This is a genomic window from Micromonospora nigra (assembly GCF_900091585.1).
Classification (GTDB): Bacteria; Actinomycetota; Actinomycetes; order Mycobacteriales; family Micromonosporaceae; genus Micromonospora; species Micromonospora nigra.
Window position 1 is genome coordinate 4,556,939 of record NZ_FMHT01000003.1, and the last position, 14,657, is coordinate 4,571,595.

The 14,657-nt window shown below is 72.5% G+C and carries 11 protein-coding genes and 1 pseudogene; 7 read left to right on the forward strand and 5 right to left on the reverse strand.

Annotated features, from left to right (window positions below; translation table 11 throughout):
• Positions 1-78 precede the first annotated feature (78 nt).
• The 4 genes from frr to GA0070616_RS19875 all read left to right on the forward strand — a co-directional run bounded on the left by frr (position 79) and on the right by GA0070616_RS19875 (position 4,676).
• Positions 79-636, forward strand: coding sequence for a ribosome recycling factor (frr, locus tag GA0070616_RS19860; protein ID WP_091085142.1), 558 nt, complete (start codon positions 79-81; stop codon positions 634-636).
• A 401-nt stretch (positions 637-1,037) separates the two neighbouring features.
• Positions 1,038-2,246 carry a phosphatidate cytidylyltransferase gene (locus GA0070616_RS19865; protein ID WP_091085146.1) on the forward strand — a complete coding sequence of 403 codons (1,209 nt, stop codon included), beginning with the start codon at positions 1,038-1,040 and terminating at the stop codon, positions 2,244-2,246.
• 104 nt (positions 2,247-2,350) lie between these two features.
• Entirely contained in the window at positions 2,351-3,499 is a 1,149-nt protein-coding gene (gene rlmN / locus GA0070616_RS19870; RefSeq protein ID WP_091085151.1) for a dual-specificity RNA methyltransferase RlmN, read from the forward strand.
• A 31-nt stretch (positions 3,500-3,530) separates the two neighbouring features.
• Complete coding sequence (locus GA0070616_RS19875; RefSeq protein WP_091085156.1) at positions 3,531-4,676, forward strand: DivIVA domain-containing protein; 1,146 nt, start codon at positions 3,531-3,533, stop codon at positions 4,674-4,676.
• Positions 4,677-4,762: 86 nt separating this feature from the next.
• On the opposite strand, the gene GA0070616_RS19880 is transcribed toward GA0070616_RS19875, so the two are convergent.
• Positions 4,763-4,984, reverse strand: a complete 222-nt coding sequence (locus tag GA0070616_RS19880) for a DUF2631 domain-containing protein (protein WP_091085160.1) — start codon at positions 4,982-4,984, stop codon at positions 4,763-4,765.
• A gap of 327 nt (positions 4,985-5,311) precedes the next feature.
• Between GA0070616_RS19880 and GA0070616_RS19885 the strand changes: the two genes are divergently transcribed.
• On the forward strand, positions 5,312-6,874 hold the full coding sequence (locus GA0070616_RS19885) for a Rieske 2Fe-2S domain-containing protein (RefSeq protein WP_091085164.1): 1,563 nt from the start codon (positions 5,312-5,314) through the stop codon (positions 6,872-6,874).
• A 114-nt stretch (positions 6,875-6,988) separates the two neighbouring features.
• On the opposite strand, the gene GA0070616_RS19890 is transcribed toward GA0070616_RS19885, so the two are convergent.
• Both GA0070616_RS19890 and GA0070616_RS19895 read right to left on the reverse strand, forming a co-directional pair.
• The gene (locus tag GA0070616_RS19890; RefSeq protein WP_425412961.1) at positions 6,989-8,584 is read right to left on the reverse strand and encodes a phytoene desaturase family protein; all 1,596 of its coding nucleotides are present in this window, start codon (positions 8,582-8,584) and stop codon (positions 6,989-6,991) included.
• A 9-nt stretch (positions 8,585-8,593) separates the two neighbouring features.
• Complete coding sequence (locus GA0070616_RS19895) at positions 8,594-9,289, reverse strand: TetR/AcrR family transcriptional regulator (protein WP_091085167.1); 696 nt, start codon at positions 9,287-9,289, stop codon at positions 8,594-8,596.
• Between the two features lie 104 nt (positions 9,290-9,393).
• On the opposite strand from GA0070616_RS19895, the gene GA0070616_RS19900 reads away from it, so the two are divergent.
• Positions 9,394-11,568 carry an MMPL family transporter gene (locus GA0070616_RS19900; protein WP_091085170.1) on the forward strand — a complete coding sequence of 725 codons (2,175 nt, stop codon included), beginning with the start codon at positions 9,394-9,396 and terminating at the stop codon, positions 11,566-11,568.
• 181 nt (positions 11,569-11,749) lie between these two features.
• Here GA0070616_RS19900 and GA0070616_RS19905 read toward each other — a convergent pair whose 3' ends face one another.
• Positions 11,750-12,613 (reverse strand): YhjD/YihY/BrkB family envelope integrity protein, encoded by an 864-nt coding sequence (locus GA0070616_RS19905; protein ID WP_091085174.1) that lies wholly within the window; start codon positions 12,611-12,613, stop codon positions 11,750-11,752.
• 51 nt (positions 12,614-12,664) lie between these two features.
• Between GA0070616_RS19905 and GA0070616_RS19910 the strand changes: the two genes are divergently transcribed.
• Positions 12,665-13,207, forward strand: a complete 543-nt coding sequence (locus GA0070616_RS19910) for a GNAT family N-acetyltransferase (RefSeq protein ID WP_091085178.1) — start codon at positions 12,665-12,667, stop codon at positions 13,205-13,207.
• Positions 13,208-13,323: 116 nt separating this feature from the next.
• On the opposite strand, the pseudogene GA0070616_RS19915 reads toward GA0070616_RS19910, so the two are convergent.
• Positions 13,324-14,653: pseudogene (locus GA0070616_RS19915) on the reverse strand (FG-GAP repeat domain-containing protein); the annotation flags it as partial.
• Positions 14,654-14,657: the final 4 nt, after the last annotated feature.

Consider the following 14,657-nt stretch of genomic DNA (forward strand, 5'->3'; position numbering starts at 1 on the left):
GCCTGGTCGGGTGCGAACCGGCGACGGTCCTCCGACACGACAAGCCCACGACGAACACAGAAGGAGGCGAGGAGACCGGTGATCGACGACACCCTCCTCGAGGCCGAGGAGAAGATGGAGCGTGCGGTCGAGCACGCCAAGGAGGAGTTCGGCGCCATCCGCACCGGTCGCGCCAACGCCGCCATGTTCTCCAAGATCATTATCGACTACTACGGCAGCCCCACGCCGCTGCCCCAGATGGCCTCCATCGGGGTTCCCGAGCCGCGCATGGTCATCATCAAGCCGTACGACAACTCGCAGATCAACGCCATGGAGAAGGCGATCCGCGACTCCGACCTCGGCGTGAACCCGAACAACGAGGGCAACCAGCTGCGCATCCTGCTCCCGCAGATGACCGAGGAGCGCCGCCGCGAGATGATCAAGGTCGCCCGGCACAAGGGCGAGGAGGCCAAGGTGGCCATCCGCAACATCCGCCGCAAGGGCAAGGAAGAGTTGGACCGCATCGTCAAGGACGGCGAGGCCGGCGAGGACGAGGGGCGGCGCGCCGAGAAGGAACTGGACGACCTGACCCAGCGCTACGTCGCCCACGTCGACGAGCTGATCAAGCACAAGGAAGCTGAGCTGCTCGAGGTCTGAGTCCCGCTTCCGTCGCGGCACCGCCACGCCGTTCCCCGTCGCGGGGGCGGTATGGCGGTGCCGCCGTCGTTCGCGGCTGTGCCCGGGCATGGTGCTGACCGGCCGCCGCCGCCCGTCCCGCGTCGACCTCGGCCGTCAGGCGGGTGCGAGCGGGCCGCCGTCCGCCTGCCCCACGTCGCCTTCGGCCGTCAGGCTGGTGCAACGGTCGCCGGGAGATCGTCCGCACCCTCCGACGGCCGGGTGCAGTAGGCTCGGCAGGATTCCCGGCCACCCTGCGGTGAACAGCGGGGATCGACCGGCCGTCGGGCCGGGGAACCGGACGGTGTACCTCGCGTGGGTAGGGGAATGGTTGTGCTTGTGCGTCATGTGGTGGATCCCGTCACGCCCCCGCTCGGTGCGTGATGACCCACCTCGACCCCTATCGCAGCGCCGAGGCCCGTAGCGTGGACCGGCCGGACTCACCCGCCCTGCCCTGGCCGGAGGCCGAGATCGAGCCGGGCCCGTGGTCGCGCGGTGTGACGCCCGGCGTCGGCCGGTACGCCGATCCGCGACCGCGCCCCGGGTGGGATCCCGCCGCCATGGCGACCGACCGCCGCGTACCCGATCCGGACGACGCACCCACGGCGCAGTTCGCCCCGGTACGCGACACCGACCCGGACGAGCGACCCACCGCCCAGTTCGCGCCGGTACGCGACCCGGCGGAAGCCACGCCGACCGCCGACGGGCCGGACCGGCGCCAGCCCGGCCGACGCCGTGCCACGGCCGGTCGACAGCCCACCCAGCCGGCCGCCCCCAGCCGGGCGGGCCGCAACCTGCCCGCCGCCATCGCCGTCGGGTTGGGTCTCGGCGCCCTGATCGTGCTGCCACTGTTCCTCTACCGGCCCGCCTTCCTGGTGGTGCTCGCCGCGGCCGTCGGCGTCGGCATCTGGGAGATGGCCCGCGCGGTGGGCCGAAGCGGCGCCCGTCCCCCGCTGGTGCCGCTGGTCGTGGGTGGGGTGCTCACCGTGGGGCTGGCCTGGTTCGCGGGCCCCGACGCCCTGATGCTGGGGCTGCTGGTGACCATCCTCGGTACGGCGGTGTGGCGGCTCGGAGACGGTCTGCCGGGCCTGCGGCGGGACCTGATCGCCGCGACCCTCATCGCGGTGTACGTGCCGTTCCTCGGCGGCTTCGCCGCGCTCCTCGCGGCGGTGCCCGACGACGGGCCGCTGCGGGTGCTGGTCACCCTCGTCGCGGTGGTCCTGTCCGACACGGGAGGTTACGCGGCCGGCGTCACCTTCGGTAAGCGCCCGATGGCCCCCACGATCAGTCCGAAGAAGTCCTGGGAGGGTTTCGCCGGCTCGGTCAGCGCGGCGGCGCTGGGCAGCGCGGTGCTGCTGGGGCTGATCTTCGACGTCGCACCCTGGTGGGGTGCGCTGTTCGGGGTGGCCGTCTCCGGAGCGGCTGTCCTGGGCGACCTGGCCGAGTCCATGATCAAGCGAGACCTGGGCGTGAAGGACATGAGCAACCTGCTGCCGGGGCACGGCGGCCTCATGGACCGGCTCGACTCGATCCTGTTCGCGGTACCCACCGGCTACCTGCTGCTGGCGGTCTTCGTGCCGGTGGTGAGCTGAGGCATGAAACACGTCGGCGTCGACCGCACCGTCGGCGGGTGGTGGTCGATTCGACCCCTCCGGACGGGTCCGTCCCGCTGCCGCCGTGACAGACTGGACTCGCCATGACGAGCCTTCCCCTGATCTCCGTAGACCCCGACGGCCCTGGCCGGCGGCCCTCGATGCCGCCCCGTCACCTCGCCGACCTGGATCTTCCGGGTCGCCAGGCGCTCGTCGCCGAGCTGGGCGAGCCGGCCTTCCGCGCCAAGCAGGTCTCCCAGCACTACTTCGGCCGGCTGGTCCGTGACCCGGCCCTGATGACCGACCTGCCGGCGGCCACCCGGGAGACGCTCGCCGACCGGCTCCTGCCCCGGCTGCTCACCCCCGTTCGCGAGCTGGCCTGCGACGACGGCGCGACCCGCAAGGCGCTCTGGCGACTGCACGACGGCGCGCTGGTCGAGAGCGTGCTGATGGGCTACCAGGACCGGGTCACCGTCTGCATCTCCAGCCAGGCCGGTTGCGGCATGGCCTGCCCGTTCTGCGCCACCGGCCAGGCCGGCCTGACCCGCAACCTGTCCACCGCCGAGATCGTCGACCAGGCCGTCTACCTCGCGGGGGTGGCCGCCTCGGGCGTGGTCGCGGGATCACCGGCGCGGCTGTCGCACGTGGTCTTCATGGGCATGGGCGAGCCGTTGGCCAACTACAACCGGGTGGTCGCGGCGATCCGTCTACTGGTGTCGCCCGCGCCGGAGGGGCTGGGCCTGTCCCAGCGGCACATCACCGTTTCCACGGTGGGCCTGGTGCCGGCCATCCGCCGACTGGCCAGCGAAGACCTCTCCGTGACCCTTGCGTTGTCGCTGCACGCCCCCGATGATGAGCTGCGCGACGAACTTGTGCCGGTCAACCAGCGCTGGAAGGTAACCGAGGTGCTGGACGCGGCGTGGGACTACGTGGCCCGAACGGGACGTCGCGTGTCGATCGAGTACGCGATGATCAAGGACGTGAACGACCAGCCGTGGCGAGCGGATCTGCTCGGGCGGCTACTGGCCGGCAGGCTGGCCCATGTCAACCTCATCCCGCTCAACCCGACTCCGGGCAGCCGGTGGGACGCCAGCCCGAAGCCGGTCGAGCGGGAGTTCGTCCGGCGGTTGCGCGAGGCCGGGGTGTCCACCACGGTGCGGGACACCCGGGGCCGCGAGATCGACGGTGCGTGTGGGCAGCTGGCCGCTGCCGAGGACAGGGACATCGACCGAGCCGGGGAGACGTCGGCGTGACCGGGCGCGGCGAACGAGACCAGGAGACATAGTGGCGAGTCAGGGTCAGCGTTTCCGGCGTAAGGCACTCCGCCGGGGCTACAAGGTCGACGAGGTGGACGCCTTCCTGGACCGGGTCGAGGCGACGCTCGACGGCCAGCCGGTCGGCGCGCCCGTGGCCTCCCAGGAGGTCCACGACGTCGTCTTCCGGGTTCGTTTCAACGGCTACGACGAGTGGCAGGTCGACCTGCACCTCGACCGGGTCGAGCGTCAGCTGGCCGAGTTGGAGGAGCGCGGCGGCCCCGCCCGGGGCGGTGACCCCCGGATGGCCGACCGGCTCGGTCCACCCGAGCGGATGGGCCCGCCGATGCGCGACGAGCGCGGCATGTCGCCCGTCCCGCAACCGCCGATGCCACCCCGCGCGATGCCCGCCCAGGCCGGCTCCGGCTACGGCCGCTACGACGAGCCGACCGGCGCCTACGCCGGAGGCTACGACGCGCCGCGGGGTGGGCGCGGGCCGGCCGGCCCCGGCGGGCCGATGGGCCCGGGCGGCCCGATGGGGCACGGCGGGCCACCGCCGCGCGGTCTGCCGGCCGGGCCGGGCGGATACGGCCAGGACGAGCCGGGCGGGCCGGGCGGTTACCGGCCGGGCGGTTACGGCCAGGACGGCCCCGGCGGCTACGGCCAGGACGCGCCGGGTGGTTACGGCCAGGACAGGCCGGGCGGTTACGGGCAGGAGGACCGGTTCGACGGCTTCGAGGCCGGCCGGCACGGGCGTACCGACATGACCGCGGAGATCCGGTTGCCCGACCGGGACATGCGCCGTGGCCCGGCGGTCCCGCCCCCCGGCGGACAGCCGGCGCTGGGTGGCCCGCCGATGGGCGGCGGCCAGCCCCCGCTGCCGGGCCCGCCCTCGATGGCTGGTCCCCCGATGGCCGGTCCGCCCGGCAGTGACCTCTACCGGGTCGACCAGATCCGCCGGAGCTTCCAGGTGCGCCGCTTCGGCAGCGGCTACGACCCGGACCAGGTCGACCGGTTCTTCGAGACGCTGCTCGGCGGCATGGCCGGCCGCAACCCGATGCCGGTCAACCCGAAGGACCTCGACACGCTGCGCTTCGGGCTGGTGCAGGGCGGCTACTTCGAGGCCGAGGTCGACGCCGCGCTCAAGAGCGTGCAGGACATCCTCTTCGGCCGCTGAGCCGGTACGCGGAAGGGCCCATCCCCGGTGGGGACGGGCCCTCGCGCGTGTGTCGTGGGTTGTGCTGACCGGTGCCGGTCGATCGGTCAGGAGCGCAGGCCGTTGCGCCGCAGCACAGCGTCGCCGATGACGATGACCAGCAGCAGCACGGCCAGGCCGACCAGCCAGAGATCCTCGACCCTGCCCTCGTGGTTGCCGCAGAGCATCGCCAGCAGCGCCAGCGCGGTGACCACCGCGCCGATCTGCCCGGCCTTGCGGTGCCCGGGCTTGTGCTGGTCTGGCGACGTTACCGGCTCGCTTCCTGCCACTGTCGGTCCTTCCCTCGCGATCGGATCTCCGGCTAGTCTGGCACGCCGCCCACCGGGGCCGGTGCGGGGTCCGACCTGATGGGGGCCGCGTGACCCGCCAGGCGACCGCGACCGCGGGGAGACGCCCGGGCCGGGCGGGTGCGGGGCGTGGCGGGTGGAGCCCGCCGGGCGTGCCCGCGGAGGTGTCCAGGTGGTGGGTGACCGGGCCGTTGGTCCTGATCCAGGCCCGGCACAACGGCACTACCGGCGTCGCGGGGCGGGGAGCAGACTGCCTCCGGTAGCGTTTCGGCGTACACCTTGTTTGTCTTTATCCGAGGGGGAACTGCGGTGCGAGTGACCGGTACCGGGCACGCGAGCATGCGGATCGACACTGCGGCGGGCAGCATCCTGTGCGACCCGTGGGTGAATCCGGCCTACTTCGCCTCCTGGTTCCCGTTCCCCGACAACTCGCTGCTCGACTGGGAGGCACTGGGCGACGTCGACTACCTCTATGTCTCCCACCTGCATCGGGACCACTTCGACGCGGCCCACCTGAAGCGGTACGTGTCGAAGTCCGCGACCGTGCTGCTGCCGGAGTTCCCCACCTCGGAGATGGCGGACGAGCTCCGGGAGTTGGGCTTCACGAAGTTCCTGAAGACCCGCAACGAGGAGGTCGTCGAGCTCGACGGTGGCCTGAAGATCATGATTCAGGCGCTGACCAGCCCGACCGACGGCCCCATCGGCGACTCGTCGCTGTGGGTGGAGTACGACGGTGTGCGGCTGCTCAACCAGAACGACGCCCGGCCCACCGACCTGAGTGTCTTCGCCGAACTGGGTCACGTGCACGCGCACATGCTCCAGTTCTCCGGCGCGATCTGGTATCCGATGGTCTACGAGCTGCCGCAGGCGGCGAAGACGGCGTTCGGCAAGCAGAAGCGGGAGCGGCAGTTCGACCGCACCTGGCGCTACATCGACGACCTGAAGGCCGACCACGTCTTCCCGATCGCCGGCCCGCCGTGCTTCCTCGACGACGAGTTGTGGCAGTTCAACGACATCCACGGCGACGAGGGCAACATCTTCCCCGACCAGTCGGTGTTCCTGTCCGAGTACGCCAAGGTCGGCGGCACCAACGGCATCGTGCTGCTGCCGGGCAGCGTCAGCGAGATCACCGTCGACGGCGCGCACACCACCCATCCGGTGCCGGTCGAGGAGTTCTTCGCGAACAAGGCCGCCCACCTGGCCGAGATGCGTGAGCGCAAGCGCGGTGTCATCGAGGCCGAGAAGGCGTCCTGGCGGCACCCCGAGGTCGACGTGCTCAAGGAGATGAAGCGCCGCGTCGAGCCGCTGCTGGAGGAGTCGATCTACCTGGCGAACGGGGTCGGCGGCCCGGTCCGTTTCGACCTGGTGGGCTACGACGGGGAGAGCGTCGAGTCGATCGTGGTGGACTTCCCGGGCAAGCAGGTGCGGCCGTACGCCGACGAGAAGGTGCGGTACCGGTTCCGCACCGAGCGGGCGCTCATCGAGCACCTGCTGCACATCGGCGAGGTGGACTGGGTCAACTCGCTGTTCCTGTCGTGCCGGTTCTCGGCCGCCCGGATCGGCCAGTACAACGAGTTCGTGTACGCCTTCTTCAAGTGCCTGTCGACCGAGCGCCTCCAGTACGCCGAGGGCTGGTACGACGAGCACGAGCGGGCCGTCGACGCCGAGGACATCACGCTGGGCGACTGGGTGGTGCAGCGGCGCTGCCCGCACCTCAAGGCCGACCTGAGCCGGTTCGGCATCGTCGACGGTGACCAGCTCACCTGCCAGCTGCACGGCTGGCGGTTCGACCTGCCCAGCGGACGCTGCCTGACCAGCGTCGGCCACAAGGTCCGCGCCCAGCGCGCCGACGCGGAGGCACCCACCCCCTGACACGGCCCGGACCGGGTCGGCGGCGCAGACCGGGGGCCGCCCGGACCGGGTCGGCAGGTCGACCGAATCCGGGCCGGGGTCGGCGGGTCGGGTCGGTCGGCGGTGCAGGTCGGGTCAGCGGCCCAGGTCGGCGAGGATGCGCTGGGCGGCGTTGTGTCCGGCCGCGCCGATCACGCTGCCTGCCGGGTGGCAGCCGGCGCTGCCCGCGTACACGCCGTCGACGCCGGTCGCGTAGGGCATCCGCTCGGTGAACGAGACCGTGTTGTCGACGTGGTGGATGTGCCCGCCGGTGATGCCGAAGTGCGCCTCGATGCCGGGTGGGGGCAACGGCACGGCGTCGGCGACGAGGTCGGTGGTGCCCGGGGCGTACCGCTCGCAGATGTCGAGCAGGCGGTCGGTGTAGCCGGGCAGCGCCGCCTCCCAGGTGGTGCCGGCCAGTTCGTACGGCACCGACTGCACGAACAGCGCCGACGAGTGGTGCCCGGCCGGGTCCTGCAACGAGGGGTCGACGGTGGTGTGCAGGTACCACTCGATCGTCGGCTCGTCGGGCAGCCGGCCGGCCCGCACGTCGGCCCACATGGCGCGCAGCGCCGCCATCGGCGCGGCCGAGTCCGCGCCGACCAGCGACGCCGAGCCGGGCAGCAGGTGGATGGTGGACCCGAACGGGCTGGGTGCGCCCGGCGGCAGGCAGGCGAAGCGGGGCAGGCCGGTCAGCGCCAGGTTGAGCTTGAGCGTGGTGCCGGGGCGGCGGACCGCCGTCATCCGCTCGCGCAGCGGGGCCGGGAGCGCGCCGTCGGGCAGCAGGTCCATCAGCCGGTACGGGTCGCACGCGCCGAGCACCACGGACGCGCCGACCTCCCGGCCGTCGGCGAGCACGACCCCGCTGGCCGCTCCGCCGTCGAGGGTGACCGCGGTGACCGGGGCACCGGTGACGATCCGCGCGCCGGAGGCGCGGGCGGCCTCGGCGAAGGTGCGGGAGACGGTGCCCATACCACCTTCGGCGATCATCCAGGTGCCACCGGAGCCGGGCAGCCGGCACATGTTGTGCACCAGGAAGTTGTGCCCGGTGCCGGGGTCGTCGGGGCCGGCGTTGAGCCCGGACAGCCCGTCGGTGACCGCGTACATGCTGACCAGCAGCTCGGAGCGGAACTCGAAGCGGGCCAGGTGGTCGGCCACGGAGCCGCGTACCAGGTCGACGAAGACCTGCCGCAGCGCCGGCCGCACGTACCGCTCGGCGGTCTCCTCCACCGGTAGCGGGTCGGCGAGCCAGGCGGGGGCGAGGTCGTCGCGCAGGGCGGCCAGTTCGGCCTGGAGCGCGTCGTCGGCGGCCACGTCGGCGGGGGAGAAGAACTCCGCGAGCTGTCGTCGGGTGGCGGCGGTGTCGCTGCCCATCAGCAGGTACGGCGAGCCGGGACCGCCCGGGGTGGGCAGGAAGTAGTGCGGGTCGCGGCGCAGTACGGGAATGCGTACGTCGAGCGTGGCCAGCAGCTCGGGCGGCGTCAGCCCGAGCAGGTACGACCCGGTGGAGTGGCGCAGCGCCGGTACGTTCGCGAACGGCGTCTCGGTGCGGGCGGCACCGCCGATCACCCCGGCGGCCTCCAGCACCAGCACGTCGAGCCCCGCGCGGGCCAGCAGGATCGCGGAGACCAGCCCGTTGTGCCCGGCCCCGACGACGACCACGTCCACCCGCCCCGGCACCTGATCCACCATTCCCGCACCCTAACCCTCGACCAGGGTTGCCAGGAAGGTGGTCAGTTCCAGGTCGAAGAGGGGTCCGGGGTCGGTCAGGGCCCAGCTGAGCTGGCCGAACACCTCCATGGCCACCAGGCCGTAGAGGCGGGTCCAGCCGGCGAGGAAGGCGTACGTGACCTCGATGGGGATCTCGCCGTGGCTGGCCCGCAGCGGCTCCAGCCGGTCGCCGAGGCGCTCGCGGAGCAGCTCCGGCGGGGGACCGGGCCAGGGGTTGCGGTGCCACAGGTCGAGGAAGGGCTCCACGAACACCGCGCCGAACCGGGCGCCCGGGTGGTCGGCGTCGGCGCAGCCGGCCACGAACGCCTCCAGGGCGGGGGTCGGCGCGCCGAAGATCAGCCCGAACTCGGCGGGATGGGCCACCGACCAGGCGCGGAACGCCCGGGCCATGGCCGTCAGCCGGGCGACGGGATCGTCGGCCTCGTCGCGGGCCTGCTCCAGCCGGTGCCGCAGCTCGTCGTACAGGTCGCCGGCGACCCCGGCGACGAGTGCCTCCAGGCTGGGGAAGTAGCGGTAGATGGCGGGGGCGGTCATGCCCATGTCGCGGGCGATCGCGCGTAGCGACACGGCCTCGACGCCGCCGGCGACCAGCAGCTTCCGGGCACCGGCCTTGATCTCGGCGACGGTCGCCGTACGCAGCCGCTCGCGCCGCGTCGGTGCGGTCATCCGTGGCCCCCTTGACCGGAGCGAACGCCGTTGTCATAGTTAACGCCGTTCACTGTGCTGAGTGATGCTTACTTGCAGCGTAGCTGCCGATCGAGGGGGAAGCGATGTTCGTCTGGTGGGGAAGAGCGGTGGTGCGGTTGCGCTGGGTCGTCCTGTCCGCCGCCGCCGCGCTGATGGTGCTCGGCGCGACGTGGGGAGCCGGGGTCTTCGGCCAGCTGACCGGCGGCGGGTTCGACGACCCGGCCAGCGAGTCGAGCCGGGCCGCGCAGCGGATCACCGACGAGCTGGGCCGGCAGGGGGCCGACCTGGTGGTGCTCTGGTCCAGCGACACCGCCACCGCCGACCAGCCGGCCTTCCGCGACCCGGTCACCGCGACCGTCACCCGGCTGCGCGAGCGCGCCGAGGTCGCCGACATCACCACCTGGTACGACACCTGGGCCCCCGCGCTGCTGTCGGCCGACCGCCGGGCCACGTACGCGCTGGTCCAGCTACGCGGGGCCGACGAGGACGCGCTGACCGCGTCGTACGAGGCGGTGCGGCCGGCGCTGGACACCCCCGGACTGCGCACCGAGACCGGCGGCCAGGTGGCCTTCCTGCACGAGGCGAACACCCGCACCACCGAGGACATCACCCGCGCCGAGCTCCTGTCCATGCCGGTGCTGCTCGTGCTGCTCGTGGTCATCTTCGGCGGACTGGTCGCCGCGTCCACCCCGCTGCTCGTCGGCGGCCTGGCCATCCTCGGCGCGTTCGTCGCGGTGCGGCTGGTCACCCTGGTCACCGACGTCTCCCTGTTCGCCATCAACGTGATCACCCTGATCGGCCTGGGCATGGCCGTCGACTACGCGCTGTTCGTGGTCAGCCGGTTCCGGGAGGAGCTGGCCGCCGGTCACGACACCCCGACCGCGATCTCCCGCACCATGCTCACCGCCGGGCGCACCGTGTTCGTCTCCGGGCTCACCATCGCCCTCGCCATGGCCAGCCTGCTGATCTTCCCGCAGTCATTCCTGCGCTCCATGGGGCTCGGTGGGGTAGCCGCCGTCCTGGTGGCGATGCTGGCGGCGCTGACCGTGCTGCCGGCCCTGCTCGCGGTGCTCGGCCCGAGGATCGACGCGGTGCGCGTACCCCTGCCGTGGCGGCGGGGGTCACGCGGTGGGCGGCCGGCGGCGGGTGCGGGAAACGGCGCCTGGGCCCGGATCGCCCGCAGCGTGATGCGGCGTCCGGTGCGCTACCTGGTCGGGGTCGTGGTGCTGCTCGGGGTGCTGGCGGTGCCGGCCCTGCGGATGGAGTTCGGCGGCTTCGACGAGCGGGTGCTGCCCGTCGACGCCGCCCCCCGGGTGGTATCCGAGCGGATCGCCGAGGAGTTCCCCGGGGCCACCCTCGCCCCGGTCGACGTGCTGGTCTCCGGTGCCCCGGCCGAGGCGGTGCCGGCCTTCGTCGAGCGGGTCACGGCGGTGCCCGGCGTGACCGGCGTGCGGGTCGCGGCGCAGCGCGGCGACTCGACACTGCTGACGGTGAGCTACCCCGGCGAGCCCACCGGCGACACCGCCGAAGGCGTGGTCGGCGCGCTGCGGGCGCTGCCCGCCCCGGCCGGGGCGGAGGTGCTCGTCGGCGGCCGGCCCGCCGCCGAACGGGACCTGCTGGACAGCCTCTCCGGCCGGCTGCCCTGGATGGCGCTGCTGATGGCCGTGGCCACCCTGGTGCTGCTGTTCCTCGCCTTCGGCTCGGTGGTGCTGCCCGTCAAGGCGGTGCTGATGAACCTGGTCTCGATCGGCGCCTCGTTCGGCGTGGTGGTCTGGATCTTCCAGGACGGCCACCTGGCCGACCTGCTCGGCTTCACCCCGACGGGCTTCATCGAGCCGAGCAACCCGATCCTCATGCTGGCGGTGCTGTTCGGCCTGGCCACCGACTACGAGGTGTTCCTGCTCTCGCGGGTCCGCGAGGAGTGGGACCGCACCGGGGACAACACCTCGGCCGTGGCCACCGGACTCCAGCACACCGGCCGGATCATCACCGCCGCCGCGCTGCTGCTGATCATCGTGGTGGCGGGCTTCGCGACCGGCAGCATGTCCTACATCAAGCTGATCGGGATCGGCATGATCGTGGCGATCGTGGTCGACGCGACCCTGGTGCGGGCGCTGCTGGTGCCGGCCACCATGCGGCTGCTGGGCCGGTACAACTGGTGGGCACCCGGGCCGCTCGGGGGTCTCTACCGCCGCTGGGGCATCCGGGAGACCGCCGACCCCGAGCCGGAGCCTCGTCACCCCGCGCTGACCACCTAGCGCCCGCCCAGCGCCAACTCTCCCGCGCCCTGCCCTCGCTGCCGCCTGCCCTCCGCAGTGCCCTGCCCCCTGCCGCCTGCCGCCGGCGCCCTGCCTGTGGCCCGCTGCGCCCTGCGGCGTCGACCCGTTGTGTCGATCATGGAGTTGTTGCTCCGAAGGCGCGCGCCCGTAGCGACAACCTTCATGATCGACAGGGTCGGGCGGGGGGCGGGGGAGCGGGGCCGGGGTGGGTGCGCCAGCGGGACAGGGCCAGGGTGGCCGAGTAGCCGGCCAGGACGATCACGTGGAACAGGTAGAGCCAGAGGAGCACCGCCACGCCCGCGCCGATCGCGTCGAAACCCCCGAACGGAACGCCCAGGTCGATCGGCAGGGAGGCGAACAGCACGAAACCGTGCAGGAAGCCGGACAGGTTCGCCGCCGTGAACGATCCGACCGCCAGCGTGGACAGCCAGTCCGGCGACGCCGGGCCGACCACCCGGAACACCCACAGCAGCACCGGGGTGAGCACCAGCCACACCGCCAGGAACGACAGCACCACCCCGAGCGCACCCACCCAGCCGCCCTGCCGCACCAGCCGGGTGGTCACCGGCAGCGCGAGCAGGATCGACAGCAGTAACGCCGGGGCGGGAGCGAGCAGCGGCAGCAGCAACAGCCGTCCCCGCCAGCCGACGAAGGACTCGCCGGTGTGCGACAGCGCCACCGACACGAACGCCCGCCGCAGCCCCTCGCCGTACAGCGACGCGGGCAGCAGCGAGGCCAACGCGAGCAGCGGGGTCAACCCCACCCCGGCCTCGACCAGCGCGGCCACCGCGCGGGGCGCGCCGATCGCGTCGGGCAGCGTCTCCACGGCGTACGACGTGAGCCGGCGTACCCGGTCGGCTCCCGCCACCAGCGAGGTGAGCCAGATCGCCAGCAGCGCCACCGGCACCACGGCGATCGCCCCGTAGAACGTGATCGCGGCGGCGTGCAGCGACAGGTCCCGTCCCCGTACCGGCCGGAACGCGGCACTGGTGATCCGCTTCGTCCGCCGCCATCCGTCGCCCATCGCCGTTTTCTTCCCCGTCGCTCCGCCCGTCAGTCATTAGGATCGCCGCCCATGACCGTAGTCACGACCGACCGCCTGGTGATCCGTGCGTGGACCGACGCGCCGGCCGACCTCGACCGGTTCTACGACATCTACTCGCGGGACGAGGTGATGCGCTGGCTGGGCGGGGGAGCGGGGCGGCTGACCGATCCGGCGCAGGCCGCTCCGCGGCTGGCCGCCTGGAGTGCGCGGTTCGACCGGTACGCCGGCCGGTACGGCCTGTGGGCGGTGCAGGTGCGCGCGACCGGTGTGGTGGCGGGCACCGTGCTGGTCAAGCCCCTGCCGGGCTGCGACGGCGAGACACCGACCGGGGACATCGAGGTCGGCTGGCACCTGCACCCCGACGCGCAGGGCCACGGGTACGCCACCGAGGCCGCCCGCGCCATGCTCGACCGCGAGTTCGCGCTCGGTGGCCGTCGGGTCTACGCGGTGGTGGCCCCCGGCAACGAGCGCTCGACGGCGGTGTGCCGCCGCCTCGGCATGACGCCGGTGGGCCGGCGCACGAACTGGTACGGGGGCGTGGAGGTGGAGACCTTCGTCGTCGACGCCCCCTGACCGGCGACGACACCGTCGTGCTGCCCGGCCTTTCGGCCCCGCGCTCACCGTACCGTCGTCGTGCAGCCGGGCCGGGCGGTCGACACCGCCCGGCCCGCGGGTCGCGGTGCGTGTGCTCAGCCGAAGGTCTTGTGGATCCGCCAGTCGTCACCGAGAACCAGCTTCACGGCCGGGCCGGTGTTGGTGGTCGACGGGTGGTAGACGCGCATCTTGCCGTCCGACTCGTACCGCACCCACATGTCGGGCACGTTGTCGCCGCTGATGTCGGGGATGCTGACGACGACGGCCATGTTCGCCGCCGACCAGCCGGTGCCATAGCTGACGTCACCGTCGCGGGAGTTGGCGGCCAGCATCAGCGAGACGAGGTCAACGCTGCCCGGCGTCGCACCCGGCCGGCCGTGCCGGATGTACATGTTGCCGTTGACGAGGTTGCGCCACAGCAGGTCGGGTGTGCCGTCGAGGTCGATGTCGGCGATGTTGAGCACCTCCCGGTCAGCCCAGGCGTTGTGGTTCATCCGGGTGGCCTCCTGGAAACCGGCCCCGGTGTAGCCCGACAGCACCCAGAACTCGCCGCCGGAGCGCAGGGCCAGGTCGGGCCGACTGTCACCGGTGATGTCGCCGAGAGCCTTGATCTGGGTCCAGGTCGACGGGTTCGGGGCGTTGCCGGGCAGGATGATCCGCAGCCGTCGGTCGACGTCGAAGCTGCCGTACCCGTCGCCGGGGTAGAGCCAGAAACCGCCGTCGGGGGCGACCGCGAACAGGTCGGTGATGCCGTCCCCCGGGTACGCGTCGGAGTGCTTGGTGATCAGTGCCGCCTTCGTGCCGTTCCACCAGTGCCCGGGCGGGTTGAGGGTGCCCTCGTTGTCGTACGAGGAGTACAGCCAGGCGTACAGCTCGCCGTCGCTGGTGGTGTCGTTCTCGTCGACGTCACCCGCGTAGGTGCGCAGGTTGCCCGCGTTGTCCACGAACATCAGGTCGGGGATTCCGTCGCCACCGGTGTCGCCGGGGCCGTCACCGGAGTCGCGTGGTGGCACATACATGGCGTAGTCGGTGCGGGCGCTGCGGTTGCCGACCACGTCGTAGGCGTAGACGTGCAGCGTGGTGGGACCGGCGTGGCGGGGCCGCAGGTCGGGCACGGTGGCCTCACCGGCGACGGCCGGCACGTACGTGTGGCGGATGCCCTCGAAGGCGTAGCTGAACTGCACGGCGCCGGTGGCCTTGAAGGAGATGGCTCCGGTCTCGCCGAAGTTCACCGTCGTCCAGGTGGCCCCGTCGGGGGTGGCCCGCAGGAACACGTCACTGGTGACGTCCGGCGCCGGGGGTGCGGCCGCGTCGACGGTGAGGCGGCACGGGTCGGTGCCCGGCGGGAAGTACGTGGAGGTCGCGCCCGGAGGTGTCCTCGGCCCGCACGTCCCACGAGTAGGTGGCCTGGTCCTCCAGGCTGGTGCAT

Excerpts from the sequence above, each read along its gene's own strand:
- GA0070616_RS19865 (WP_091085146.1), top strand. The coding sequence starts at position 1,038 with ATGACCCACCTCGACCCCTATCGCAGCGCCGAGGCCCGTAGCGTGGAC.
- rlmN (WP_091085151.1), top strand. The coding sequence starts at position 2,351 with ATGACGAGCCTTCCCCTGATCTCCGTAGACCCCGACGGCCCTGGCCGG.
- GA0070616_RS19890 (WP_425412961.1), bottom strand. The coding sequence starts at position 8,584 with ATGGTGGATCAGGTGCCGGGGCGGGTGGACGTGGTCGTCGTCGGGGCC.
- GA0070616_RS19895 (WP_091085167.1), bottom strand. The coding sequence starts at position 9,289 with ATGACCGCACCGACGCGGCGCGAGCGGCTGCGTACGGCGACCGTCGCC.
- GA0070616_RS19900 (WP_091085170.1), top strand. The coding sequence starts at position 9,394 with ATGTTCGTCTGGTGGGGAAGAGCGGTGGTGCGGTTGCGCTGGGTCGTC.
- GA0070616_RS19905 (WP_091085174.1), bottom strand. The coding sequence starts at position 12,613 with ATGGGCGACGGATGGCGGCGGACGAAGCGGATCACCAGTGCCGCGTTC.
- GA0070616_RS19910 (WP_091085178.1), top strand. The coding sequence starts at position 12,665 with ATGACCGTAGTCACGACCGACCGCCTGGTGATCCGTGCGTGGACCGAC.